This window comes from Pseudoalteromonas sp. Z9A4 (assembly GCF_011378845.1).
Taxonomy (GTDB): Bacteria; Pseudomonadota; Gammaproteobacteria; order Enterobacterales; family Alteromonadaceae; genus Pseudoalteromonas; species Pseudoalteromonas arctica.
In genome coordinates this window covers 12,103-35,492 of record NZ_WTLA01000010.1, presented here as the reverse complement: position 1 = coordinate 35,492, position 23,390 = coordinate 12,103, and the positions used below count along the sequence as shown (strand labels likewise).

Below are 23,390 nucleotides of genomic sequence, written 5' to 3'. Positions count from 1 at the left end.
AATTAACCTCTACGCCAAGTGTGGTATTTTTCAAGCAAGTTAAGCACTTTTTCAGGTGCATGAGCGCGTTTCCACTCACCTGCTGCGTATTTGTTACCTTCAGCCCAAGTAGGGTAGCTGTGTATAGTACCGAGTATTTTGTTAAGACCTAAGCCGTGTTTCATTGCCAGTACAAACTCAGCAATTAAATCGCCAGCGTGTTCAGATACCACGGTAACGCCCAATATTTTATCTTTGCCTTTGGGTGTAATCACTTTAATAAAGCCTTTTGTAGCGCTGTCGGTAATTGCACGGTCTAGCTCTTCAAATTCAAAACGAGTAATTTCGTAATCTATGCCTTTGTCTTTTGCGTCTTGCTCGTTTAAGCCAACACGTGCAACTTCTGGGTCAATAAACGTAGTCCACGGAATAACACGGTAATCTACTTTAAACTTTTTAAGGTGACCAAATAAGCCATTTACCGCTGCGTACCAACCTTGATGGGCTGCCACATGTGTAAATTGGTATGGACCTACAATATCGCCTGCTGCAAAAATATTTGGGTACAGTGTTTCTAGGTATTCGTTAGTTACTACTGTGCGGTTTGTTTCAATGCCTAGCTCTTCAAGACCGTAACCTTTAAGGCGCGCACTTCGACCAACAGCACATAATAGCTCGTCGTATTCAATATCTATTTCTTTGTCGTTATGTTTAACAACAATATATTTTTTACCATCGCGCGTTTCACAACGAAGTGCTTGGTGCGATGTTAAAATATTAACGCCACTTTCGGTTAACGCTTCGTGAGCAAAAGTAGACACTTCAAGATCTTCTTTGATCATGATGCGTTCGCTCATTTCAATTTGCGTAACACTTGAACCTAAACGTGCAAAGCTTTGTGCTAATTCGCTACCAATTGGACCGCCACCTAGTACTACAAGTTTTTTAGGTGCCTCATCTAATTCTGCAAATTTATTCCACAATGTATCGCTTGTTACATAACCTGTTTCTTCAATACCAGGTAGTGGCGGTACAAATGGGCGTGCGCCAGTGGCAATCACAATAGTACGAGCGGTGAGTGTTTGCGTGCCACCGTCGTTAAGTTTAATTTCTACAGTCCACGGGTCTATTAATTTACCGTAACCTTTTACTACATCTACGCCTAAGTCTGTGTAACGCTCAACACTGTCGTGTGGTGCTACATCGGCAATAACTTTATGTACACGTGCCATTACTTTTTTGAACGAAAACTGTGGTGTTGCGTTTTCTAAGCCGTAGTTTTCACCGTGGCGAATTTGCTCTGCAATTTTAGCGCTTTTAATGACTGCTTTACTTGGAACACAACCATAGTTTAAACAGTCGCCGCCCATTTCGCCCGCTTCAATAAGGGTTACTTTTGCTTTAACAGCAGCAGCAATATAACTTGTTACCAAACCACCTGCGCCTGCGCCAATTACAATCATGTTACGGTCGAATTTTTTAGGTTTAGTGTAGTTTTTGTATACACGACGTTTTTTAAACACGTTTAAAATTCCTTTAGCAATGAAAGGGAAAATGCCCAATAAAGCGAATGATAAGATTAAGTTGAATGATAAAATTCCAGATAAGCTCTCTATTTGCGCCAGTTGTGTACCTGCGTTAACAAATACAAATGTACCGGCGAGCATACCTGCTTGGCTTACCCAGTAGTAAGTCCATGACTTTATTGAAGTAACACCCATTAGTAAGTTAATTAAAAAGAACGGAAACACCGGCACTAAACGAAGGGTAAATAAGTAAAATCCACCTTCTTTTTCAACGCCTGCATCAATGGCGGCTAAGCGCTCAGGAAAACGTTGTTTAATAGTGTCACGTAGTAAGTAACGCGATACTAAAAAGGCAAGTGTTGCGCCAATAGTTGAGGCAAAAGATGCAACCAATAAGCCTTCAACTAAGCCAAACAGTGCACCTGCGGCCAGTGTTAAAATAGCGGCGCCTGGTAAAGAGAGAGCAGTTACTACTACGTATAGTAAAAAGAACCCACCAATAACTAGTAATGGTGACTGCTCTTTATATTGACTAAATTGATCCATCGACCCTTTTAGGCCATCAAGTGTAAGTAAATGGTGTAAGTCAAAATGAAAGAACAGGCCGACGGCGGCCGCTGCAATCAATAATAAAAATATTTTTTTAATCATGTTCTCTCTCTTAAAAATTATGGGTCAGCGTAAGCTTGGCGTTAATTGGCAACTCAGGAAAAGCTAAAGTTGCGCCAAAGTAACCGCCTTCAAATACTGGGCGCCAGTTTTTTTGATTCGTTACGTTGTTCACATCTAATCGTAACTTGGTACTAGGCGTAAAAGCATAGCTAGTATTTACGTTTAGTGTGTACTGATCACGAATTTTTACTGTCGCCAAAAAGTCTAATGGGTAACTCTTTGTATATAGACCTGAAAAACCCGTTTGCCATTTCGAATTAATTGAATAATTTCCGTTAAAGCTGAACGATTGCTCAGGGATACCCTGTACACGGGTGTTTGAAGGTGCAAAAGCGGTAAAGCTAGGTGCGCCAACACTGGTACCTTCAATAATATCTGGACGTGAGTTGTCAAATGCATCGGCTACTTGAGCTGAATCTTGGCTACTTGCAGAATTATCGTAGCGAGCATCAATATAGCTGTAGCCAGCACTTAGCCAATAAGGGTAAGCATCATAAAATACTTGGCTTTCAAAGCCGGTAGTACGAATCCCGGTATTGCTACCATCGCGATTACGTAAACTACGACGTTGGCTGAATACTGCTCCATCGGCGTACCAATCACTGTCGGTGGGTGCGTATTTTAAACCAAATTCAACTAAAGTATTTTCGGTTGAAAAGTTTTGCGCGCTAATCGTGTTGTCGCCACCAAGAGACGTGCCGCCAGCCATGCTATTTGATGTGGCTTCGTTGTAACTTGCTGCACCATAAGTGGTGTAATCACCGTTTAATCGGTAGTTAAAGCTTATTTGCCCAGAATGTAGCTTATCGTTAATGCTATCGCGAGCTGCAATTTCACCCTCTGGCGCTATTTGGTCGTGCGCGTCTACGTCATAAAAATCAATGCGGTAGCCAACGCTTGTATGAAACTTATCTGTCCAATCAGAATCTTGCTGAATAGCAAAGCCTGTTTGCCATGAACGCGAATCGGTAGTGTCTGATAAGTTAAAGTCGCCACTGCCGTCATTATTAATATCATATTGACCACCAGGGGATACAAATACACCTGGGCTAATTTCAATTAAACGCGCTTGTTGTACATCAGTTAAAGGAATGCGGCGATTTGAAATTGGGCCTGTTAAATCAATAGGTAAGTCGGCTTCTGTTGTAAATTGGCTGTAGCCTAATACGCGGTTATAACGCACATCAAATGCAAAAATTGTTTGCTGGTCGCTATTCCAAAGATAGGTAAGCTCGGTACGGTTTTGCGCGGTATCGGCACCATCTATAATTTCAACAAAGCTATTTTGTGCAATTTCTTCGCGTTGTAAGTGCTGAAAATACGTAATGTTTTTTATTGATGCATTGTTTGAAAGTTCACGCTTATAAATGCTGTGTAATAAATAAGTAGTGGCTTCGTTTTGATTATCAGGATCGGTAAGCACTGTACTGCGATCTATTTTTACTTGCCCAGTTGGTGAGATTATTGAACCTGCTGCCGGTACTGTGCTGCCATTTGCTTGCACGCCTTGGCCGGTAATATAAAGGCCATTATCTATTAGCGCTTGAGTAGGGCGGTTAATACCTGCGTTATCGGTAAATTCAACTTGATATAACTCAAAGTTAATATCCCAGCTGCTCTTGTCATCGGGTAATACGCGTAATGATGCAAATAAGCTGTCGCTCTTTGTGCCTGAAAAGTCGTAGTAGCTGCCGTTGTCAATGTGCTCAGCACTGACTCTAAAACCTACCTTGTCTTTTACAATCGGTGCGCTGTAATCTACTAAAACACTGTACTGATCCCATCGACCTGCAGATACAGTTGCTTTGCCTTTACTTTCGTCAGTTGATGCTTTTTTAGAATGTAAGTTTACAAAACCACCGTTGCGTTGGCTTGAGCCAAATAATACCGGCGGCGCGCCTTTTACCACGTCTATCTGTTCTATAGAGTTGAACGATAACGGCACGCCAAAGCCATTATTACCTGCTTGGCGGCGTGTACCATCTTGGAAAAGCTCACCTAGTTGCCCACGAATAGTAGGTAAACTGGGTGCCCCAAAACCACTGGCTGAATAGGTATTAGGGCTTACGGCAAGTACATCTTGTAAAGTCGTAATATTGAGTTGTTCTATTAACTCGCTTGAAATTGGTGTGACTGAGCGGGCTATATCTTGTAGGGCTAAGTTGTCGCCAAAAGGGCCGTCTACAGTGGCGTTTTTAACCGAAAGACCTTGAGATTTAATAACTTGGCCTGCCACCTCAATGCGTTCTATTGCGCCATCTTTTGTTGTTTTTGATTCTTCGGCTGCAAAAGCATTAAGTGGTGTATTTAATATGGTGGCTAGGGAAAGTGCTAAATATGCGTGTTTCAAACGTTTTCTCTCTACGGTTAAAATGTTGTTGGCGATAAAGACCGAAAGGATTAAAAATAAATTTCAGTAAAATTTCGATTCTTTTTGTTTTTTAGAACATAACAAAACGGATGCATTATAAAGGTGGTAATTAAGTACTATTGTTTTATTAGTTGATAAAATATTAATAGAGCGATTGTATTAGAGTGAATGTAAATATTTGCTTTTAATGGGCTTTTTTAATTATAGACTACTTTTCACCTGCTAACATTTTAAAATTGTTAACTTTTACGCAGCATTTTAAAATTCCTAAAATAAGCTTCACTTTTATTACTACAAGGCTTAATTACTTTTTTATTTAAAATAATTAAATTTTTTTGAAATAAAAAATAACTTATACGGTCTAGGTTACTTCAACGTTTATTAATATTCATTTAAGGAAATTTTATGACAGGTTCAATGAGTTCTGATGTGCAAAACCGTTTGCAATGGTCACTTTTATCTTTGCGTTTAGGCGTATTTATTGTAATGGTTATGTGGACGTTCGATAAATTTGTAAACCCTGGTCATAGCGCACGTATTTTTGAACATTTTTACGGTATTAGTGGCTCATCTGATATAGTTGCTTATGTTATCGGTGCTCTACAACTTATATTAGTATTGGCATTTTTAGCGGGTATTAAAAAGCGCATAACTTACGGAATCATTTTTGTAATGCATGGCTTATCAACGCTTTCTTCGTACAACCAGTATATAGATGGCTTTAACAACTTATTATTCTTCACTGCATGGCCAATGTGGGCTGCGTGTTTTGCACTTTACTTATTACGCGACCAAGACGTGAAATTTACTGTAAAGTAATAAAACAATAGCTATACCCTTAAGGTTGTAGCTAAAAATACATTGGGCTGAGTTATTTACTATTTCAGCCCAATGTATAGCCTTTGAGCACTTCTTCTAATAATCCAATCTCTTTGTCATCTTCTAAAAATAATCCTTTTTATATTATTTCATCTTAAATATTGCGTTAGATCAAAGTTAATATATTTGTAAGAACAATATCGACAGCTTTAGTTTATGTTAGCTATACGGTTAGTAGGTTTTAATTACCTCAAGTTATTCAACTCAATGTTGTATAGAAGGCTCGTATGGAAAAGGTCAAAATTTCGTCAGTGCATCAATCATCAAATCGTTCAGTAAACAAGTCTTCACATAATCAAAATTGCGATGAATGGAGTAAGCTCGATTTAGCACAATTACAAGCAAAGCTAAAAACATCATCCAACGGGTTAAGCCAAACTGATGCCACACAAAGATTGGCACAATATGGACCTAACGAACTAGTTGAAGAAAAAACAAACCTACTACTCAAATTCTTATCTTACTTTTGGGGACCAATACCGTGGATGATCGAGGCTGCTATTATTTTATCGGCGCTTGCTAAGCACTGGGCTGATTTTTTTATTATTCTTGTATTATTGTTGTCCAACGTATTGGTTGGCTTTTGGGAAGAGCATCAAGCGGGTAATGCAATTGCTGCATTAAAAGCAAAATTAGCCAACAAAGCACGCGTTCGCCGCGATACTCAATGGCAAAATTTAAATGCCAGCGAACTTGTACCGGGTGATGTTATTAGAATGCGGATGGGCGATATAGTGCCTGCAGATGCGCGTTTGCTAAATGGTGATCCAGTAGAAGTCGATCAATCGTCACTTACGGGTGAGTCGTTACCGGTTGTAAAGTCGGCGGGTGAAACTGTTTATTCGGGCTCTATTATTCGCCAAGGTGAAATTGAGGCAATAGTATACGCAACCGGCGCTAATACCTTTTTTGGTAAAACAGCACAGTTAGTGCAAGGGGAGCGAACCGCAAGTCATTTTCAGCGTGCGGTGCTTAAAATTGGTAATTATTTAATAATGCTTGCTGCGGCTTTAGTGCTGCTTATAGTTATTGTTGCTTTGTTTCGCGATGATCCAATGATTACCACATTGCAGTTTGCACTCGTATTAACCGTTGCGGCAATACCAGTCGCCATGCCAACAGTGCTATCAGTTACTATGGCTGTAGGCGCTCGTTTATTGGCTAAAAAGCAAGTGGTTGTAACACGTTTAGCTGCAATTGAAGAGCTAGCAGGTGTTGATATTCTTTGTTCCGATAAAACAGGCACATTGACACAAAACCTATTAACGTTAGGTGACCCGTTTTATATCGAAAACTCAATAAATAAAGGCTCTGCTGAGCAAGTTATATTGTACGCGGCATTAGCATCTCGCTCAGAAAATAACGATCCGATTGACTTAGCTGTATTACAAAGCGTAAAAGCTGAGCAGCATCTAGATTCTTATCATATAGAGCATTTTCAGCCATTTGATCCTGTGAGCAAACGTACTGAAGCATTAATTAAAAATGCTGATGGTAAAGCGTTTAAAGTGACCAAAGGTGCACCGCAGGTTATTTTAGCTTTGTCGGCTAATATTGAGGTAGTTAAAACTCAAGTTGAGGCATCGATAGATGAATTTGCAGCACGTGGGTTTCGCTCTTTAGCGGTTGCTAAAACAGACGAGCAAGGTAAATGGCAATTTATAGGCGTATTGCCGCTTTTTGATCCACCGCGTGAAGAAGCAATACAAACCATTGCCGATGCAAAAGAAATGGGTATGAGCGTTAAAATGGTCACGGGCGACCAAGTGGCCATTGCGCGCGAAACTGCAAGTAAACTGGGTTTAGGAACAAACATTCTTGATGCTAGTGGGTTTGGTGCAACTGAGCATCATCAAGCCACACAGTTAGATGATTCTATCGAGAGCGCTGACGGATTCGCACAAGTATTTCCTGAGCATAAATACCATATTATTGATGTGCTTCAGCATAGAGGGCACATTGTTGGTATGACAGGAGATGGCGTAAATGACGCGCCAGCACTTAAAAAAGCTGATTGTGGTATTGCTGTATCGGGTGCTACAGATGCAGCGCGTTCAGCAGCATCAATTGTGTTAATGACCGATGGCTTATCGGTTATTATTGATGCAGTTAAAGAAAGCCGAAAAATATTTCAACGCATGAACAGTTACGCTATTTACAGGGTTGCTGAAACACTGCGCGTACTACTTTTTATGGCAATGGCGATATTAATTTTTAACTTTTATCCGTTAACCGCAGTCATGATTGTAATGCTTGCTTTACTTAACGATGCCGCCATTTTGTCTATTGCATACGACAATGTGCATTATCAAAATAAGCCCGAAACATGGAATATGCGGCTCGTTTTGGGTATTGCATCTGTGCTGGGAATTGTAGGACCAATTGCAGCCTTTGGTTTATTTTACTTGGGCGATAAAGTATTTGAACTCGACCGCCCTCATCTTCAAACATTAATGTACTTATTACTTTCTGTAGCAGGGCATTTGACTATATTTTTAGCGCGTACCCGAGGTCCATTTTGGTCTATTAAACCGTCTGCTATATTAATGGTCGCTGTATTTGGCACGCAAGTTATAGCAACACTTATTGCTGTTTATGGTGTGTTTATGACCCCACTAGGATGGGGATGGGCACTTGCTGTGTGGGCATATGCTTTGGTGTGGTTTTTTATTAACGATGGTTTAAAGCTAGTGGCGTATCGAATTTTTGATCCGACAGAAGCACCCTTACTAGAGAAGAGTTAGAGCATAGGTTTAGATATAAAAAGTGGTTATAAGCCAAGTGGCTTATAACCAATAGTACACAAGGGAGTGTATATAAGGTGGTTCAATTATTTGTGAGTAAAGTTACTCACAAATAAAAAGTATTAGTGCATTGCATCGTTATACTGCTTTGCCAAGCTTTGTTTTTGCCCTTCGGTTAGTGCTTTACCTGCTAATTGAAATACTTCGTGTTCTTCTTCACTTAAATGATGATGTACTAAATGGTGCAACTTTTTAGCTGCAACTAACCATGCAGATGAGCTCATTTTGGTATCTTCAAGTTGTTCAATTAATTCATCAATTTCGTGATGTTCAGCTACGCTGTGGCGCGCTTTTTCATGAGTTAAGTCATCAAACATAAGTGGATTGTAAAAGTAACGTTCTTCAAATTTTGCGTGTTGTTCTAGTTCTGTTTTTAGCTCGTCCATTAGCGTGTGGCGCTGCTCTGTGTCGCCGTGCGTTTGAATAAGCGCATCTACTAATTCTCGTTGTTTGTCATGGTCATGACGTAGTGCTTCAAAAATATTCATAACTAATCCTTTTACAATTTATTTGCTTATATCACTAAAACTAGCAAACTAGATGCCAAATATTAAGTTGATGTATTTTATTGCTTTTATTTTGATTTTTTATTTTTAGGCTGCTATCACTGTAAATTTTACAGTGATATGAATGCAATAATTTCAGGCTTTTACATAGTTCAATTATAGAAGTGAGTATAAATTCCTACAGAACCTTACAAATATTTACTGGTTGTTTATTTTATTGCAGTGATAAAGTAGCAACATTATTTAGGTACAATCTATATGTATTACTTCCACATATAATACCAATCGGTATAAATGCAGGTAGCACGTTAACTTTATAGGATAGTTTAAGGATGAACATAAAAAGCCCCATCGCCGCATTATTGCTGTGCGCTTTACTAAGTGCTTGTAGTACAGCCCCACGTTCTGACCCTAACTTATGCATTGAAGAGGCCGAAACGGTTGATCGAAATGGCGCTCAAACAAGCTCAGAAGTTTATAATCAATGCATTAGCGCACAAATTAAAAAGGATGAAAAAAATGACACTTTTTTTGATGCTATAGGTACGTTCTTTTTTGAATTTTTTTGTAATGGTGGTAGAAAAGTAAATAGGCTAACTTGCAGCTGTAATTTAAATTAAATAAGTTGCGTAAAAATAGGATTAGTTATGAAGCAATTGTTGATAGCAATTTCACTTTTTTTATTACTAAGCGCTTGTGCGGCGCAGCCTTATGCAGGCTCGGCAAAATGTATGGAACAAGCAGATATTGCATACGAAACCGATACACGTAAAAATGAGACACTAGATAATGAATGCAAAGCTGCAAAAGTAAATACGCCTAATAAAGAGCTTGAGAATCATGGCTTGGTTGATAGAAGCCTTTTACAGCTAATCGTTAGCTTTTTAAATGGCGTATTTTAATAGTAAAAATATAATTAAATAAGGTATGTATGAGGGAAGAACTAAGAGCAAAAATAATTACCGTGTGCGATAAAAAAATAGCAGCTAAAGGCGAAAATGTAGGGCTTTCTTTTTATGCATTTTTTGCCAATAAAAACGACGACCCAGAGCTACTTATGGAAGCTGCTACTTGGTGGATACACACCCATAAATTAGATCATTTTGTAAAAGCACATAAAATTAAACAGATGGTTTTAGATGGACTTTAGTCAAGTAAATGAGCCAATACTTTTAGCTGTGTTTATTTAATCAACAACGACTTGGTTTCTTCCGTTTTCTTTTGCTTTATAAAGTAATTTATCTGCATGCTTAATAAGAACATCTAGTGTGCTTTTTAAAGGGCCACTTACAGAGGCCCCTGCACTAAAGGTGATTTTTGTATCTGTAGGAAAGTCTTCTATATTACTGCAATGCTCGGCGAAGCTAATGGCGAGTCGGTTAAATATATCGCGAATTATTCGTTCATCAACCGTATTTAGTGCAAATAACCATTCTTCGCCGCCGTAACGACCAAACTGATGATCATTACATAGTGTTTCTTTTGCAGCTTTTGCAAAGGCAATAAGAACTAAATCTCCAACATCGTGACCAAAATGGTCGTTAACTTTTTTAAAGTAGTCTAAGTCAACAATTGCTATCGTCATTTTACCTTCACCAAGCTTTGCTTCTGCTGCGCGCATTATTCCTCTGCGATTAGGGCAATTTGTTAGATAATCTGTTAATGAAATATCGTGATATTTTTGACGTTGTCGAGCTTGCCGATAAAATAAAAATAATGAAGCGATCACTAAAATAAATGCAATAGCAGCGCTAAGTCGCCAAATTATTTTTTGTTGGTACTCTTCTTTAGCTTGTAGTTCACTAATGTCTTTTGCGTACTCTAGTTGCTGTATTTTTTCTTCTTTTTCTTTTACTTCAAACTGCACCTGTAGTGTTTTTATATTATTTTCACTGGTAGCTTCGTAGTGTTTTTTTGTATAAAGGAGCTTTTGTTCAATTGCTTCAAAAGCCTCGTCAGTGTAGTTAAGGCGTCGCTTTAGCTCATAGCGTTTACCTAAAAAATCGGCTTTATAAATACTGCGGCTGAATTTATCTAATTTTAAAAACACCTCATCGTTTGCTTCATTTGCTTGATCAAGTAAATTTAGTTTTATATATATGTCAGCTAACAAAATGAGCGATGCGAGTTGCATGTCGTGAACACCTGCAGAACGAGCAAGCTCAATATTTTCTTTAGTTAAAGTTAAAGCTTTATCGTAGTTTGCTTGTAAGTACTCAATACTAGCAATTGAGTACTGAGCAAAGGTTAAGCCTTTTTGCATATTAGCTTTTTTAAAATAGAGCAATGCTTTGTCTAGGTATGTTAAGGCATCTTTAGGTTTTTCTATCTCAAGCAATATATTGCCTAAACTCCAATATGCTTTTGCAGTAAAAAGCCCATCTTGTGTTTGCTCATATGCCGCAACCGCTTTTTTTGCATAATATACGGCTTTGTCTTTTTCGTTTAGATAATTGTATGCATCAGCTATTTTTCTAAAAAAGTATCCTTGAGATGCTGAATCGTCATCTTTTAATGCTAATTCTAACCCCTCTAGTGCAACATTTAGGGTCTTTTTCAATGAATCTGTATCGGTGTAATAGTAAGCAAGTGCTCGTAAAATAATGATTTTTTCTTTAGTTGAATGCTGTTGCAAGCTTTCTTCTAATTTTGTGGCTAGCGTTTGTGCTGGAGCTGGGTTTGGCTCCCTCGCTAGAGACTTGAGTTGTGATTCGAGAAATAATAAATATACACTTTTTTGATTTGGTAACTCTTTGTTCTTTAAGTAATAGGATAAGTGTGTGTTTAACGCTTCATATTTTTCTTGTCTAAAAAGTAACTCCGCATACAAAGCGGCCGCTTCTAGATGAAGGTTTTCCCAATTTTGCTCTTTGCTTATTTTAAACGCTTGAGTGAGTTTGTCTTCATTTTGAAGATAGTCTAATTCATTCAGTTTTATGTTGTTGATCAGGACTTGAGTTGTGCCAAAGTCTAGCGCATGTAAAGTTGCACTTAATGAGTCGCCGTTAGCTGAGGCAAGCTTACTTAAAAGTAAAAATAAAAGGAGAACAATATACTTTGCCCATAAAGTATTACCTAAAACCTTTATTTGTGTATTGTTAGTCATGTAAATCCTTTGCTGACTTATTTTTATTAGTGAAATACTTTTCTACATTGCTTAATAAACTTGGGCTTGAACAGTTTTTTATACTCATTATTGAAAAAATAAGACCATAAACGATATCAATTTAATTAATAAAAACCAACACATTGTATAATATAGTCGTTGTGGCTATGTGTTTTTATTAAAAATCAGCAGCTACTTCAAACTCTAATCGTTTAAGTGTAATTGGGTGAGTAAATGCTAAATACTCAGCGTGTAAATGTAATCTATCTGCTTTTTGTCCGTAATGTGTGTCGCCTATAATTGGTATGTTTAAACCTAAACTGTGCGCGCAATGTACTCTTAATTGATGAGTTCGCCCTGTTTTAGGGTATAACTGTAATCGGGTAATATTGTTGTTACGCTCTAAAACCTGCCAGGTAGTAAGTGATGGCTTACCATGTTTGTAACACACCATTTGGCGCGGTTTATCATCAAAGTCGAGCACTAAGGGTAAATCAATTACTCCGCTATCCTCAGCTACGTTACCATTAACTAATGCGACATAACGTTTATCTATGGTGCGTTCAATAAACTGCTTTTGCAGTGCTTTGTGCACGCGTTTATTAAGTGCAATCATCAATAACCCAGAAGTCGACATATCTAATCTGTGTACAATTAGCGGGCCTGATGCCTCTGGAAACTGCGTCTTGATTCGCATATAAACTGAGTCATCAATATTAACGCCAGGCACTGATAAAAACTCAGCGGGCTTATTTACCACAAGTAAGTCGTCATCTTTATAAACAATACTTAAATCTTTACCCTGAGCTGGGTTGATAAGTAGCGGGTTATCTTCAACATCTAAACCCTTTAGCATGTGCCCAAGTATTGGTTGGCATTTACTGTAACAAGAAGGGTAGTAGTTTTTATGCTGCCTAATTGCTGATTTAGGCGCAGCTCCCCACCAAAATTCAGCCATAGCAAGTGGCTTTAAGTCATGTTTATAGGCGTATTGTAATAATTTAGGCGCTGCACAATCGCCAGCACCCGAAGGAGGAGTGTGCTCAGGTAATGCTGCAAATATGGCATTTAAGTCTGTAGTTTCACCATTTGCATTTAAAAATTGGTACTGCGCAAATAACTTTTTTTGTAAGCTTTTAGAAAGCGTTTTACGGCGCTTTTTTAAATGAGCAATTTCATCAGAAATATTGATGTGTGTTTGCTGCAGTGACTCGATTATATTTTGCCAATAGGCTTTAAGTGCCAGCAGTTGCTTTTTTTCTACGATACTTTGCCCTGCAAGCTTATTTTTTAACTGCTCAAAATCACTTTCGCTAAGCTCTAATTCGCCTTCGGTACGTTGTATTTTTCGTTGCTGGCGACCGGCTTGCATTACTGCCTGTTGGGCTAATAGTGCTTGCTGGTAACTCTGTGTTGCATCATCAAGTTTGCTATTAACTTCATGCAGTTGTTCACTATTTTCTAACTGCTCAATTTGAGCATTAATATCGTTAATTATTTTACTTTGAGTCAAATAGCTATCGTCTTGCAGCTGCATGCTAGAAACAGGCGGCACAAAGCTAATATTACCTTTATCACCTTCAATTTGCCCCGAATAAGCACTTAAAAAGCCTAATTGTTGCTTAGCATTTTGCACCACTAAAACCCCAAACATTTTACCTGCATTTTCTGCTTTTAAATGCGTTAACGTTTCAAGTTGTTGCTGTAATTGTTTTGTGGCTGCTACAGCTAAAGGTTGCGGCTCGTAATAAAAAGGGAAAGTAAACTTTTCAGGAAGCGCGAGAGAATCAATATTTTGAGAAAATAATGTAAAGCACAAAGCAGAATTTGACATAGAAGTAAGAGAAAAGCATTCAGTAAAATAATTGAGCGCATAATAACATATTCATAGTTAAGCCACTAAAAATCTCGCACCCGCATATTCATAAACACTTTAAAGCGGACATTCATGTTTTATGTATCAGTATGGGGGGCAGTAAACCTAGGAGTATCGTTTGTTAGTAAAGTCTCAGTAGTAATATATCTATCATTATCAAAATACCTAAGCTTATCGATTCTCAATAATTGAGCGCATTTCGAAACGATGACTTACTTGATAGATCAGAGGCAAAAAATCAATTTACAGAATAACTTAATATTTAGGAGTTCTATATTATGAGTCAAAGTATCGCAAGTTTTATTACTAAAACCCTCGAACAAGCGGGCGTAAAGCGCATTTGGGGAGTAACTGGCGATTCACTTAACGGCATTAGTGAAAGCCTGCGAAAAATGGGAACAATTGAATGGCTAGGCACACGTCATGAAGAAGTAGCAGCATTTGCAGCTGGCGGCGAAGCGCATTTATCAGGCGAGCTTGCAGTGTGTGCGGGTTCTTGCGGGCCAGGTAATCTTCATTTAATTAACGGCTTATTTGATTGTCAGCGTAATAATGTACCGGTATTAGCTATTGCCGCACACATTCCTTCATCTGAAATTGGCAGTAGTTATTTTCAAGAAACCCATCCGCAAGAATTATTTAAAGAATGCAGTGTGTATTGTGAAATGGTTTCGAGCCCCGAGCAAATGCCGTACCTGCTAGAAACCGCAATGCGACAAGCAATATTAAACAAAGGCGTGAGTGTACTTGTGCTACCTGGCGACATTGCATTAAAAGATATGCCTAAAGCTATCAAGCCAAAATGGAACGTGCCAAAACCAGCAACGTATACCCCCGCTTTATCTGATATTGAAGCAATGGCGACTCATCTTAATAAAAGTAAAAAAGTAACCTTATTGTGTGGTGCTGGTTGTAAGGATGCCCACGACGAAATTGTTGCGCTAGCCGAAAAATTACAAGCGCCAATTGTGCATGCTATGCGTGGTAAAGAGTTTATTGAATACGATAACCCTTATGATGTTGGTATGACTGGATTTATTGGCTTTGCGTCGGGCTATCATGCAATGCAAGAAGCCGATACGTTATTAATGATTGGTACTAGTTTTCCTTATCGTGCTTTTTATCCTGAAAATACCACCATATTGCAAATTGATAATCAGGCTGCGTCACTCGGGCGACACGTGCAAATTGACTGTGGCGTGTTAGGGGATACTAAAAATTCAGTGACCACATTGCTTGATTATATTAAAGGTGAGCGGACAAGTTCGCACTTACAAAAATGTGTTAAAAACTACAAAGAGTCTCGACAAGATCTCGATGAACTAGCCAGTGGAAAAACCTCGCAAAATTTAATTCACCCGCAATACCTAACGCGTTTACTCAACGAGCAAGCGGCTGACGATGCTGTTTTTACTTGTGATGTAGGTACGCCAACAGTGTGGGCTGCGCGTTATTTATCAATGAATGGTAAGCGTCGCTTAATTGGCTCGTTTAATCATGGCTCTATGGCAAATGCGATGTCGCAGGCAATGGGGGTTCAATCTGTTGATAGAGACCGCCAAGTAATTGCAATGTGTGGTGATGGTGGCTTTTCGATGTTAATGGGCGATTTGATCTCGCTTAAGCAGCTTAATTTACCAATAAAGATTATTGTTTATAATAATCGCTCACTTAGTTTTGTGGCTATGGAAATGAAAGCCAGTGGGTTTTTATCAAGCGATACTGATTTAGAAAACCCAAGTTTTGCTAAAATTGCAGAGGCCTGTGGATTAAAAGGGATTCATGTGGACGACCCTGAAAAATTACCATCGGCAATGAACGAAATGATGAATCACTCAGGACCTGTTGTTTTAGAAGTCGATACCGCGAAACAAGAGCTTTCAATGCCACCGCAAATCAAATTAGAGCAAGCAAAAGGCTTTAGCGTTTACATGATGAAGGCGTTGATAAACGGCAAAGGAAACGAAATTGTAGAGCTTGCTAAAACTAACTGGTCACGCTAGTTAAGTTACTTCCCTGTTGAGTATTTTTGCTCAATAGGGAAGTGCCAAAGTAATAATCCCCACTGTCATTCTCGACCATTAATAAGTGATGGTTGTTTGTAAGTAATTGAACAAAAATAAAAAATCATATATGGTTTATCATTAAATTAATAAAAATACGCATAAAATGCCTCTGCTTCATAGAGGAGCGGAGCAATAATGAAATGGAAATCAGTTTTACTGTCGCTAGTTGTTTTATGGCTTATTCAAGCTCAGCAAAACAGTTTACGCACCAATGAATACGCAAATATAATTTCTGATTTAGATAAGGTTAGTGTGCTTGGCGAATGTGAAATTTCTACGGAGGTTACAAGAGAGTGGCCATTATCTTGGGCTATAAGCGGCGCTGAAATTACTGTTAAGAACAAAAATACTTTGCTGACAGCAACAACCAGTAAGTTTAATAAACCAGATCGTAAATTTCTTAGTACACACAATACTCATTATCACTTTACGTGGTCCAAAACCAAAAACAACTCTGTATTTGCATCATACATGGACGTAGAAATAGAACCCGCAGGTAAAGTTGCAGGCCTTATAATAGGCAATTGCTCTGATTACCCCGAAGGCCCAGAATTAATAGGGTATTTAGAACGTTGTAATAGTATTGTAGTGTCCACTACGTGTTTGTAAAAGTAGGTATAGAGTGTTGATTAAAATTGAAGACTTTTCTTTAGCATGGCGCTGGATTAGTGCGTCCCACGGTAATTTTTCTAAAGATACCTTAAACAAACTCAACCCATTGAGTGAAGATCAAGCAAGAGCATTAATTGCCGCCACACCCCTTAACTTTCCTGTTGGTGCAAAAAGATTCGACTCCACACAAGGGAGTGAATTAACACGCCAATGGTTAAAGGGCTTAGCGAATGACTCAAAAAAAGTAACAATTTGCTGGGATCAAGAAATAGCATTAACCCTTCCTTGGCTAATTTTTTGTAGTCACTGGGATGATTTTTGCTATTCATCAAGTGATGACATAAATCTGTATTTAACCTGAACTCTGGTTAAGAGATTTACTAAAGTATTGAATCATAGTGATATTTAAATTTATTTTCTCTAGCCAGAGATTTTTAGTGAAAACAAGGCGAATTTACGCGTCAATAGCTGGCCTATTGCAAGTAAATTCAACGCAGTTAGCGCTGAAAATAGCTGCTTGAGATAGATTTATTATCCAGAGTTCAGGTTATTTAGAAAGCGGTGAACTGTTTTTACGTTGGAATCACTATGAGGTTTTTGAGTTTGACTCAAGTGCAATGTAATGAGCTAAAACACTTAGCATTGGTATAAATTGCTACTTGGCAGTTGTTTTTAGCTTAACGATTTACTCGCTTTACTCAATCAAAGTAAAGCGAGTGCTCAGTATAATTTACAAACTCTTTTTAGGCGGTAGGGCTACGTTTGCAAATATTAGTCCTGCAACAAGCGACATAAATATTAAAAACGTTTGTTGGCCTATGTGCTCTGCATATACAAAGTCTTGGCCTTCAATAAGTGAGTTTAAGCCAATATACGTTTTGCTTCCTGGTACTAATACAATCAAGCCTTGCATGGCAACAATAGAGGCCGGCGCATTAGCAACGCGGTTAAACAAGTTACTAAATATACCCACCGATAAAGCACCTACAAACGTACCTAACGTGTAATCAAGGTACATAGCCGAGCCAATACTGGTGCCGTACGCTATAAAGCCTGATGCAATAGACCAAACTGCGTGTTTAAGTTTGGTTCTAAAAATAACGATTAGGCTGCTACAAAGTAAAAATATAGCCAGCCATGCGGTCCACTTTGGTAATGGCTCAGGCTGTACAAAGTCAGCTTGCCCAAAGAGTGCAAAGCCAATACCTATGCCAATAAAACCGCCAAAATACAGTTTAAATAGCAGCATAAACGAGTCCATGACTCGCGCAGTACCTGACACTAAATGCCGTGCTGCCAGCTCTGCTAAACCAAGCGCAAGTGCTAAACCAGGTATAAACACAATAATGGCCGAAAGTACCACCAAGCGTATATTTATCTCAGGTGTTATATACACACTTACTGCACACGCAAGTATTGCTGATATTATTGCTACTAGTGGCTCAAGCATATGAGCTACGCGTTTTGAGCGCCCAGACCAAAGTACAAATAAATAAACAACGAGAGTAAGCATTGATGACCAAATTACATCAATCCAGCTTGTACCCATTAACATGGCAAACGCACCACCAGAGGTTGCAAATGCAACACCCGTTGTTAGTTTGTTATACGGGTTTGGCATTACAAAAATAGCGTCTAGTTGCGCATCAACTTCTTGTAAACTTAGCTTGTCGTCAAGCATTTGGTTTACAAGGTCGTCGGTGTCGGCAAGTGAGCCTAAATCGTGATCGCCAGGGTCTACACGTGCAACATGGGTGTACTCGTCTTCGTGGCCATCGGTCCAAATAACAAACGTTACAGAGGTTGGCGACATAACAAACGACGATTTAAGTCCTAAGTATGTAGCCACTTCCATGAGGTGGGCTTCTAGGCGGTAAGCAGGCGTACCATACTTGTGAAGCATTTTGCCTAATTTAACGATAAATTTGCGTTTTTCTGTAAAGGTTGCAGTTTTCAAATCTTTTTGGACCAAATATTGCGATAACTAAGCTAAAAATATAGACAATACAGCTAAAAATGCCCACGTTTGATGGGCGCGATTTTAAACACTAATTGGTGTGTGTCTAGTCATTTTTAATCTAATTTTTTATTTTTTTCAGCTATCCATTGCGACATGTATTGAGTGCTGCGCATTGTATGATGTTTGAGCATTTGGCCTGTAAAGTTTTTTTCGCGATGGGCGTTTAAATCGTTACTTATTGAATCGACTTTTTTAATTAACTCAGCGCTTAATTGCGCTTTATCGTACAGCGTATTAAGTAGTGTGTTGCCATTATGCTGCGCTTGCTCAAAGTCATTTTGATTGGTGTACATTTCAATGGCAACACTGGCAAAGTCATCGGCAGTGTTGGCTATTTTACCAGACCATGGTAAATCGTTATGCATGCCCTCAGCCCCAACATTGGTGGTAACGCTGGGGGTTTGCATAATCATGGCTTCAAGCAATTTACCTTTAATGCCAGCACCAAAACGCAGTGGTGCTAAACATACACGTGCGCTTTGCATTACATCAAACGCATTATCGGCCCAGCCTTTTATTAAAAACCCTGTTTTAGGGTTATTTAGTGCCGTGGCTTTTGGTGGTGGGTAAGAGCCATAAATATGTAGTTCTGCTTTTGGGAGTTGCTTGCGAATAAGTGGCCATATTTTTTGTAAGTAAAGTACAGCATCCCAATTTGGTGCATGCCTAAAGTTACCTATAGTCATAAAATGCTGGCGCTGTTCAAACGTTTTTGTGCTTGCAGGTAATGTACTTAAATCAACCATAAAGGGTAGATGGTGCAATAAGCTTGGCTCTATTTTAAATACGCTATTTAGTAGGCTCATTTCATAACTTGAAATAATTAAGCTTAGGTCGCAGCGTAAAATAGCGGCAATTTCGCGTTTTGCTATGTCTGAGTGTAAATCGCTGGTTGTAAAATCACGCTCACCTTTAAATGCTTCGTGGCGAGCGTTACGCAGACATTGTAAATCTTCGGTATCTAAAATTTTAATTGCGTGTGGGCAATGTTTATCGATGCGCCAGCCAAATTGTTCTTCCATCATAAAACGGTCAAACATTACTATATCTGGATTATAGGCTTTAACGTATTCGTCAAAGCTGTCGCAGTTTAGTGCAATGCTTTGACTGGTTATGCCGAAGTCGTCAAGATTTACCATGTGGTCGGTGCGCTGCGCGGGCGTTGCAAATTCAACGTCCCAGTTTTGCGCTCTAAATGTATTTAATAACGACATCATGTGCGTTCCCGCAGCAGACGAATTTGGCTCTGGCCATACGTAGCCAATTACCAGCACTTTTTTCATTGGCTAGAATCTCTAATTTGTAAGTTTACATTTACCAGTGTTTTTACTGGCGGGGCTGTATTTTGTAGTAGCTCTTGCAGTATTAAAAGGCACCGCTTGGCTATATCAGTTGTACTTATAGCCACAGTGGTTAAGTGATCATTTATAACCGCGCTATTAGGAATATGGTGGCAGCTCACTACTTTAATACAGTGATGAGTTAATGAGTTAATAGCAGCAATAACACCTTGAGCAATAATATCGTTTGCACATACCACTGCGTTTAATGTTGGGTTGTGTTTATATGCTTCCATAAATGCATTTTTAGCGCTAAGGGCTGTGTTTACTGCGCAGTGAATGGGTGCTAATGGTGTAATGCTGTGTTGCGCACAAGCGGTATTAAAGCCACTTTGTAGTGCTTGTGAATCATTTAAAGTAAGTTCACTGCCTATAAATGCAATGTTTGTCACGCCTTGTGAAAGCAAATGCATACTGGCTACGTGGCTGGCTTTTTTATAGTCGGGTAATACACAAGGAGCTGCGCTAAAGGGCACTTCGCTCATTGCAGTAATTACTTTGTGTTGCGCGCTGAGCGTATCAAGCCATTTGGGGCAAGTATTTGCAACGGGGCAAATAATAAATGCAGCAGCGTTGTATTCTTTTAAGTTTTTAACTGCGTTTGCTTGTAGCTCAAGGCTATTATTACTGCTTACAATCATGGCTTGTAGGCCGTTGTCGTTTAACAAAAGTTGTAGGCTGGTAGCAAGGTGTGCCATAGCTGGGTTAGTTAAATCGTTTATTACTATGGCCACTAAATTTGAGCGCTTTGAGCGCATAGCAGCAGCATCACGATTATAAACGTACCCTAGCTCATCTATCGCTTTTAGTATTTTTTGTTTACTTTTATTGCCCACTTTATCGCTTTGGGTAAGTACCAACGATACGGTTGATTTTGATACACCAGCACGCTCTGCAACATCAAAAATGGTGACTGATTTGGCTTTGTTATGCATTGTATTTTAAGTACCGCAGTGGTGAATAAATAGCGCTGTAGTTTAGCTTAATCAGCACTATTAAGTCATCTTTTAGAGGTGTTTAACTTACCTTAATACTTTATGAACAAAGCAAAACGTGTTTATATACGCTTATAAGAGTAAAAAATAACAAAAGGATAAAAACATGAGCGCTTTTAGGCTGTTAGTTGCCTTTATTTGTTGTACGGCATTAGTACCAACAAGTTACGCCGAGCAGGGCTATCAAACCCCATCACCTGAACTTGCAGCTTTGGTTGATGCTAAGTTAGCACCCACTAGTTACTTATCGAGCGATGGCCAGTGGTTAGCGCTTTTTGAACGCAAACGTGTAGTAACCCTTGATGAACTTGCAAAAGAAGAGCTTAAGCTTGCTGGTATTAAGCTAAATCCCGCTAATTTTTCGCGCTCTCGTGTGAGTGCCAAATTTAGCGCTGTGGAGCTAAAGCATGTTCAAAGCGGGTCGGTTATTAGTATTAACAACTTACCTAATGGCATTATTCGCTCTCCTAAATGGTCATCTAATAGTCAATATTTAGCCTTTATTGTTGAGCAACCAACCCAAGCCAACTTATGGCTTTACAGCGTTGAAACTAAACAAGCAAAAGAGCTTTCAAGCGCTGCATTAAATTCGGTACTAACTGCCTCACCATATAAATGGCTGCCAGATAGCAGCGCCATTGTTGCAAATCTTGCTGTTAATTTTGGTAAACCAAGGCTTGAAAATAACAGCCAAAATGTAGTGCCTGTTATTCAACAAAGTACTGGCGAAAAAGCACCAGCACGTACTTACCAAAATTTATTAACCAGCCCGTTTGATGAATCACAGTTTAAGTTTTACGGCCAAGGGCAATTGGCTTACATAACGCTTGATGGAAATGCTGCGCCTATAGGGCGTTCTACATTACTTAAGTCATTTTCAGTTTCACCTGATTCAACAAATTTACTGGTAGCGAATATTAACGCGCCGTTCTCGTATCAAGTACCTTACAGCCGCTTTGCAAGCACGTGGCAAATATTAGGGATGCGCGGCTATGCATTAGCAGAGCTGGCAAAACAGCCACTTGCCGATAACATTCCACAAGGTTACGACAGTGTACGCACTGGCCGCCGAGACTTTGAATGGCGAGCCGATCAAGGTGCTGAAGTTATTTGGGCCGAGGCACAAGATGGAGGCGACATGAAAACTGACGTTGAGCATCATGATTATGTTTACAGCTTACGTGCACCATTTAAACGCGAGCCTAAATTATTTGCCAAAGTAGAACGCCGTTATGCGGGAATGGAGTGGGGCAACGAAAACGTAGCAATGCTTAGTGATTGGCGCTTTAGCGATCGCCAAGTACGTACTTATATAGTACAACCACGAAATGCCGACAGAAATCGCGTTTTATTTTCAGAGCGTAGTTACAACGATGCGTACAAAGACCCTGGTAATGCAATTTACGAGCGCAATGATTTAGGCGCAAACGTAATTAAAATTGTAGGCGGGCGTTATATTTACCTTCGCGGTAATGGAGCTTCAGAGCAAGGTAATATCCCGTTTTTAGACCAATACGATGTTAAAACAAATAGCAGCAAGCGTTTATGGGAATCAAAAGCGCCATACTACGAGCGTGTACGCGCACTGCTTGACGACGAAGGTGAGCGATTTATTACTATTCGTGAATCTAAAACTGAGCAACCTAACTTTTTTATACGCGATTTAGGCAACGACACGCTAACGCAGTTAACGACATTTGAGCACCCGTATCCTGCCTTTAAAGGGGTAACTAAAGAGCAATTACGTTATAAACGCGACGACGGTGTTGAGCTTTCGGGCACGCTTTATTTACCACCAGGGTACGATAAAACACAAGGCCCGTTACCTGTGCTTATGTGGGCTTACCCACTTGAATACAAAAATAAAGCCGTAGCATCACAAGTACGCGAATCGCCTTATGCATTTACCTACATTGGCTATTGGGGTCCTATGCCTTATCTTGCTAAAGGTATTGCCGTGTTTGACGATCCTAAAATGCCAATAGTGGGTATTGATGGCAGCGAGCCAAACGATAACTTTAGAAAGCAGCTAGTATCAAGCGCGCAAGCAGCTGTTGATGTATTAGTTAAAAAAGGTATTGCCGATAAAGACAAAATTGCCATAGCAGGGCACTCGTATGGTGCATTTATGGTTGCTAACTTATTGGCTCATAGCGATTTATTTAAAACAGGTATTGCCCGCAGTGGCGCGTATAACCGCACATTAACACCGTTTGGTTTTCAAGGAGAAGAGCGTGATTTTTGGCAAGCACAAAGTGTGTACGCTAATATGTCGCCGTTTTTCCATACTGAGAAAATTAACGAACCAATGCTAATGATCCACGGTCAAGAAGATCCTAATTCTGGCACTTTCCCAATGCAAAGTGAGCGCATGTACGCAGCCCTAAAAGGTTTAGGTAAAGATGCCCGCTTAGTAATGCTCCCTTATGAAGCACATGGTTACCGAGCGCGTAAAAGCTTATTGCATGTATTGTGGGAACAAGAACAGTGGTTAGATAAGTATTTGTTAAATGATACAGCAGAGCCAGTAGAGATTATTACTGAACCCGTGGTAAGTACTGGGCAATAGTAATAAACATGAGTAAGCAACAGCGCGGCTACTTATAGCCGCGTTTTTGCTTTTAATATGAGAGTAAAT

At 39.3% G+C, this 23,390-nt stretch carries 17 protein-coding genes; 9 read left to right on the top strand and 8 right to left on the bottom strand.

What is annotated here, in order from left to right:
* Positions 1-2: 2 nt before the first annotated feature.
* Positions 3-2,156, bottom strand: a complete 2,154-nt coding sequence (locus tag GQR54_RS09485) for a bifunctional TVP38/TMEM64 family protein/FAD-dependent oxidoreductase (RefSeq protein ID WP_166377415.1) — start codon at positions 2,154-2,156, stop codon at positions 3-5.
* A gap of 10 nt (positions 2,157-2,166) precedes the next feature.
* Positions 2,167-4,527 carry a TonB-dependent receptor gene (locus GQR54_RS09480; protein WP_166377414.1) on the bottom strand — a complete coding sequence of 787 codons (2,361 nt, stop codon included), beginning with the start codon at positions 4,525-4,527 and terminating at the stop codon, positions 2,167-2,169.
* Positions 4,528-4,953: 426 nt separating this feature from the next.
* On the opposite strand from GQR54_RS09480, the gene GQR54_RS09475 reads away from it, so the two are divergent.
* Positions 4,954-5,367: a hypothetical protein gene (locus tag GQR54_RS09475; protein WP_166377413.1), complete on the top strand. Its 414-nt coding sequence runs from the start codon at positions 4,954-4,956 to the stop codon at positions 5,365-5,367.
* A gap of 287 nt (positions 5,368-5,654) precedes the next feature.
* Positions 5,655-8,171, top strand: a complete 2,517-nt coding sequence (locus GQR54_RS09470; protein ID WP_166377412.1) for a plasma-membrane proton-efflux P-type ATPase — start codon at positions 5,655-5,657, stop codon at positions 8,169-8,171.
* A gap of 122 nt (positions 8,172-8,293) precedes the next feature.
* Here the strand turns inward: GQR54_RS09470 and GQR54_RS09465 are convergent, their stop codons facing one another.
* Complete coding sequence (locus GQR54_RS09465) at positions 8,294-8,719, bottom strand: hemerythrin domain-containing protein (RefSeq protein ID WP_166377411.1); 426 nt, start codon at positions 8,717-8,719, stop codon at positions 8,294-8,296.
* A gap of 350 nt (positions 8,720-9,069) precedes the next feature.
* On the opposite strand from GQR54_RS09465, the gene GQR54_RS09460 reads away from it, so the two are divergent.
* Genes GQR54_RS09460 through GQR54_RS09450 form a run of 3 tightly spaced genes read left to right on the top strand, consistent with a single transcriptional unit; the run spans position 9,070 to position 9,887 of the window.
* The gene (locus GQR54_RS09460) at positions 9,070-9,357 is read left to right on the top strand and encodes a hypothetical protein (protein WP_166377409.1); all 288 of its coding nucleotides are present in this window, start codon (positions 9,070-9,072) and stop codon (positions 9,355-9,357) included.
* A gap of 27 nt (positions 9,358-9,384) precedes the next feature.
* Entirely contained in the window at positions 9,385-9,639 is a 255-nt protein-coding gene (locus GQR54_RS09455) for a hypothetical protein (protein ID WP_165743755.1), read from the top strand.
* A 29-nt stretch (positions 9,640-9,668) separates the two neighbouring features.
* Entirely contained in the window at positions 9,669-9,887 is a 219-nt protein-coding gene (locus GQR54_RS09450) for a DUF6500 family protein (RefSeq protein ID WP_007377212.1), read from the top strand.
* 36 nt (positions 9,888-9,923) lie between these two features.
* On the opposite strand, the gene GQR54_RS09445 is transcribed toward GQR54_RS09450, so the two are convergent.
* Together GQR54_RS09445 and GQR54_RS09440 are read right to left on the bottom strand one after the other, a co-directional pair.
* Complete coding sequence (locus tag GQR54_RS09445; protein WP_166377407.1) at positions 9,924-11,843, bottom strand: GGDEF domain-containing protein; 1,920 nt, start codon at positions 11,841-11,843, stop codon at positions 9,924-9,926.
* 178 nt (positions 11,844-12,021) lie between these two features.
* On the bottom strand, positions 12,022-13,677 hold the full coding sequence (locus tag GQR54_RS09440) for an RluA family pseudouridine synthase (RefSeq protein ID WP_166377405.1): 1,656 nt from the start codon (positions 13,675-13,677) through the stop codon (positions 12,022-12,024).
* A 320-nt stretch (positions 13,678-13,997) separates the two neighbouring features.
* Between GQR54_RS09440 and poxB the strand changes: the two genes are divergently transcribed.
* The 3 genes from poxB (at position 13,998) to GQR54_RS09425 (ending at position 16,758) form a co-directional block, all read left to right on the top strand.
* A complete protein-coding gene (gene poxB, locus GQR54_RS09435; RefSeq protein ID WP_166377403.1) occupies positions 13,998-15,722 on the top strand; it encodes a ubiquinone-dependent pyruvate dehydrogenase in 1,725 nt (574 codons plus the stop codon).
* A gap of 198 nt (positions 15,723-15,920) precedes the next feature.
* Positions 15,921-16,394: a hypothetical protein gene (locus GQR54_RS09430; RefSeq protein WP_166377401.1), complete on the top strand. Its 474-nt coding sequence runs from the start codon at positions 15,921-15,923 to the stop codon at positions 16,392-16,394.
* Positions 16,395-16,407: 13 nt separating this feature from the next.
* Positions 16,408-16,758, top strand: coding sequence for a hypothetical protein (locus GQR54_RS09425; RefSeq protein ID WP_331460308.1), 351 nt, complete (start codon positions 16,408-16,410; stop codon positions 16,756-16,758).
* 369 nt (positions 16,759-17,127) lie between these two features.
* Here the strand turns inward: GQR54_RS09425 and GQR54_RS09420 are convergent, their stop codons facing one another.
* From GQR54_RS09420 to GQR54_RS09410, 3 genes are all read right to left on the bottom strand, one after another.
* The gene (locus GQR54_RS09420; RefSeq protein ID WP_166377399.1) at positions 17,128-18,354 is read right to left on the bottom strand and encodes a threonine/serine exporter family protein; all 1,227 of its coding nucleotides are present in this window, start codon (positions 18,352-18,354) and stop codon (positions 17,128-17,130) included.
* A gap of 116 nt (positions 18,355-18,470) precedes the next feature.
* On the bottom strand, positions 18,471-19,700 hold the full coding sequence (locus tag GQR54_RS09415; protein ID WP_166377397.1) for a glycosyltransferase: 1,230 nt from the start codon (positions 19,698-19,700) through the stop codon (positions 18,471-18,473).
* A complete protein-coding gene (locus tag GQR54_RS09410; protein ID WP_166377395.1) occupies positions 19,697-20,692 on the bottom strand; it encodes a LacI family DNA-binding transcriptional regulator in 996 nt (331 codons plus the stop codon). The genes GQR54_RS09415 and GQR54_RS09410 overlap by 4 nt, the downstream gene beginning before the upstream one ends.
* A 166-nt stretch (positions 20,693-20,858) precedes the next feature.
* Between GQR54_RS09410 and GQR54_RS09405 the strand changes: the two genes are divergently transcribed.
* On the top strand, positions 20,859-23,321 hold the full coding sequence (locus GQR54_RS09405) for a prolyl oligopeptidase family serine peptidase (protein ID WP_166377393.1): 2,463 nt from the start codon (positions 20,859-20,861) through the stop codon (positions 23,319-23,321).
* Positions 23,322-23,390 lie beyond the last annotated feature (69 nt).

Excerpts from the sequence above, each read along its gene's own strand:
- GQR54_RS09415 (WP_166377397.1), bottom strand. The coding sequence starts at position 19,700 with ATGAAAAAAGTGCTGGTAATTGGCTACGTATGGCCAGAGCCAAATTCG.
- GQR54_RS09405 (WP_166377393.1), top strand. The coding sequence starts at position 20,859 with ATGAGCGCTTTTAGGCTGTTAGTTGCCTTTATTTGTTGTACGGCATTA.
- poxB (WP_166377403.1), top strand. The coding sequence starts at position 13,998 with ATGAGTCAAAGTATCGCAAGTTTTATTACTAAAACCCTCGAACAAGCG.
- GQR54_RS09465 (WP_166377411.1), bottom strand. The coding sequence starts at position 8,719 with ATGAATATTTTTGAAGCACTACGTCATGACCATGACAAACAACGAGAA.
- GQR54_RS09410 (WP_166377395.1), bottom strand. The coding sequence starts at position 20,692 with ATGCATAACAAAGCCAAATCAGTCACCATTTTTGATGTTGCAGAGCGT.
- GQR54_RS09460 (WP_166377409.1), top strand. The coding sequence starts at position 9,070 with ATGAACATAAAAAGCCCCATCGCCGCATTATTGCTGTGCGCTTTACTA.
- GQR54_RS09470 (WP_166377412.1), top strand. The coding sequence starts at position 5,655 with ATGGAAAAGGTCAAAATTTCGTCAGTGCATCAATCATCAAATCGTTCA.
- GQR54_RS09440 (WP_166377405.1), bottom strand. The coding sequence starts at position 13,677 with ATGTCAAATTCTGCTTTGTGCTTTACATTATTTTCTCAAAATATTGAT.
- GQR54_RS09475 (WP_166377413.1), top strand. The coding sequence starts at position 4,954 with ATGACAGGTTCAATGAGTTCTGATGTGCAAAACCGTTTGCAATGGTCA.
- GQR54_RS09450 (WP_007377212.1), top strand. The coding sequence starts at position 9,669 with ATGAGGGAAGAACTAAGAGCAAAAATAATTACCGTGTGCGATAAAAAA.
- GQR54_RS09445 (WP_166377407.1), bottom strand. The coding sequence starts at position 11,843 with ATGACTAACAATACACAAATAAAGGTTTTAGGTAATACTTTATGGGCA.
- GQR54_RS09455 (WP_165743755.1), top strand. The coding sequence starts at position 9,385 with ATGAAGCAATTGTTGATAGCAATTTCACTTTTTTTATTACTAAGCGCT.
- GQR54_RS09485 (WP_166377415.1), bottom strand. The coding sequence starts at position 2,156 with ATGATTAAAAAAATATTTTTATTATTGATTGCAGCGGCCGCCGTCGGC.
- GQR54_RS09430 (WP_166377401.1), top strand. The coding sequence starts at position 15,921 with ATGAAATGGAAATCAGTTTTACTGTCGCTAGTTGTTTTATGGCTTATT.